The sequence below is a fragment of the Bartonella acomydis genome (assembly GCF_039543025.1).
Taxonomy (GTDB): Bacteria; Pseudomonadota; Alphaproteobacteria; order Rhizobiales; family Rhizobiaceae; genus Bartonella; species Bartonella acomydis.
Genome location: NZ_BAABIY010000038.1, coordinates 1 through 2,420, shown reverse-complemented (window position 1 = coordinate 2,420; position 2,420 = coordinate 1). Strand labels below are relative to the sequence as shown.

Genomic DNA, 2,420 nt, shown 5'->3' with positions numbered 1-2,420 from the left:
GGTGAGACATTTTACTTTGATTATTCTCAGTTTCAGGATGGTGAATGCCCACTCTATGTCGAGATCCCATCTGGAGCGTCACATTATTATGCAAGTAATTTTTATGAATTTCTCTGTAAAAGAATTAAGGAGCATGCTGGGGAGGATTCATGAAAACCTATACCTTAGATGATGTTGCAGAGTTGATTGAGAAATATAGTGATATTGTTGATTTTGGCACTGCAGAGGATGCGGTTAGTGATGAAAGGATTGAAGAAGCTGAGAAAATTCTTGGTGTAAAGTTTACAACTTCTTATAAAGACTTTTTAAAAAATTATAAAGGAGGAGAAATTGGTTATGAGGAAATTTTTAGCATTTATAACGCAAGTTTTGAGGATCATCCTGCAGGCGATATTGTGGATAAAAACTTATATCATAGGAAACATGGTTTTGCGACACCAGAACAGCTTATTGTTAGCAGAACAGATTTTGGTGAAACCTTTTATTTTGATTACTCTCAATTTCAAGATGCGGAGTGTCCGCTCTATCTTAGATTTCCACCTAGTGAACCCCAGTATTACGCAGGTAACTTTTATGAATTCCTTTGCAAAAGGATTATAGTACACGCGGGAGATGAGATACCTGATGGTGATCAACCGATTGAAAAGATTGAGCCCCCTCTCACTCCGCAACCTATTCCTTTTTACAAGAGCTTTTGGAAAAAATTATGGGGGAGATGACATGGGGGGGGGAAGGAAATACGTAACATTTATAAGGGATATACAGCAGATATTCCTAGTAGTGGTATTATTTACGATCTCTTAATTCGCTTTCAAGAAAAATCTTGCAGAACTTGCTGCTCAGGGAGATCTTGAAAAACTTGCAGCGAAGAAAGAACTGACCAAAGAAGCTGCCAAAGAAAAAAAGAATTGGTTAAAAGGAAACCCCATTAAATTTACCGATAGCTTTGGTCAGACCCACAAAGTCTATCAGAGAGACGATTTATTTGATCCTAACAAAAGAATTAAATGGAGAGTAAATAAAAAAGACGTATGGGGCAATAATATTGAAAGAATGAAAGCAGGAAGAGCACCTATAGGGTTAGATGGCTGGTCTGTTGAGTTGCATCACCTAAATCAAACCTCTGATGGCCCCTTAGCAGCAATGAGCCATGAATTTCATAAAAAATATACTTCCGTGATTCATAATAATCCAAAAACACATCAATCGCTTATAGATAGAAAAAAGTTTGATAAGCAGAGAGAGGAATATTGGAAGGAACGTGCTAAAGGGTATAGAGAAGAAAAAAATAGTCATTTAGGAGGAATAATCGATATGAGATGGGGTATCATAGGTCTAGATTTTAACAGATGGGGACAGGAGCAGCGGCAGTAATGCTCTACGATTGATGAAAAGAAAAAACAGAGACTTATAAAATAATTGATGGAGAATAATTGATGAAAACCCATACCTTAGCTGATGTTATAGTATTAGTTGATAAAGTAAATAAATATGATGCTGATATTATCAATTTTGGTACTGCAAAAAATGCGGTTGATGATATCGTAATTGAAAAGGCGGAGAAAGCTCTCGGCTTGCAGNAAAATTATAGAGGAGGAGAAATTGGTTGTGATGAAATATTTAGTGTTTATGGGGATTCTGTGGGGACTCCTGTTAGTGATATTGTTTACAGAAACTTACTCGATAGAAAAAATGGATTTGCAAAACCATAGCAGCTTGTCGTCTGTACGAATGATTTTGGTGAGACATTTTATTTTGATTATTCTCAGTTTCAAGATGGTGAGTGTCCACTCTATGTCGAGATTCCATCTAAAATCCTTTCAAAAGTAAAAAAATGAGAACAAATCATGCCTATTTATTAAACACATTTTGTTTCATTTTTGAAGGTATTTTATTATATATTTTCTCATGTGATAATTTATGAGTCTTATTGAGATGATATGAGAGAAGAGAGAGATAAAGTTATCCACAAATAATGGGGTTATGCACCCCATATCTTAAGCTTGCCCGGTGACATATATCCATATAGACACGGCGCTGTTCTAAATAGTCAGTACGACGATAAGCACGCTCTACTTGCCCTCCGACCGTATGAGCTAAAATGGTTTCAGCGACCTCATAGGGGGCATCGGTTGTTTCAGCCAGCCAATCGCGTAAACTAGAGCGAAAACCATGCGGGCAGGCATCAATTTTATTTTTTCTCATATATTTTGCCATAGAACTCTCATTAAGGGGACCCCGACCTCTAGCAGAAAAGAAAAAATCATTGCGAGAAAGCAAGCGCGCTTGTTTTAAAATGTCTAATGCTTCTGATGATAAAGGCACACGAAATTCTTTTGTTGTATCAAGCTTTCCTTTCATATTCTCAGCAGGGATAGTCCATATATCCCCCTCAATTTGTTCTTTATGAATATGACGTA

At 36.8% G+C, this 2,420-nt stretch carries 3 protein-coding genes and 2 pseudogenes; 4 read left to right on the top strand and 1 reads right to left on the bottom strand.

Going from position 1 to position 2,420, the window contains the following annotated elements:
- The 4 genes and pseudogenes from ABD909_RS05725 to ABD909_RS05710 form a co-directional block, all read left to right on the top strand.
- Positions 1-153, top strand: a pseudogene (locus tag ABD909_RS05725) (SMI1/KNR4 family protein); the annotation flags it as partial.
- Positions 150-719, top strand: coding sequence for an SMI1/KNR4 family protein (locus tag ABD909_RS05720; protein ID WP_345096997.1), 570 nt, complete (start codon positions 150-152; stop codon positions 717-719). The pseudogene ABD909_RS05725 and the gene ABD909_RS05720, both read left to right, overlap by 4 nt.
- Before the next feature lie 157 nt (positions 720-876).
- Entirely contained in the window at positions 877-1,374 is a 498-nt protein-coding gene (locus ABD909_RS05715) for an HNH/ENDO VII family nuclease (RefSeq protein ID WP_425547949.1), read from the top strand.
- 62 nt (positions 1,375-1,436) lie between these two features.
- Positions 1,437-1,811 (top strand): annotated as a pseudogene (locus ABD909_RS05710) (SMI1/KNR4 family protein); the annotation flags it as partial.
- 151 nt (positions 1,812-1,962) lie between these two features.
- On the opposite strand, the gene ABD909_RS05705 reads toward ABD909_RS05710, so the two are convergent.
- On the bottom strand, positions 1,963-2,420 hold a 458-nt coding region (locus ABD909_RS05705; protein ID WP_425547948.1), incomplete at its 5' end, for a tyrosine-type recombinase/integrase.

Bases quoted from the DNA above. Each gene is read 5' to 3' on its own strand.
- ABD909_RS05720 (WP_345096997.1), top strand. From the start codon at position 150: ATGAAAACCTATACCTTAGATGATGTTGCAGAGTTGATTGAGAAATAT.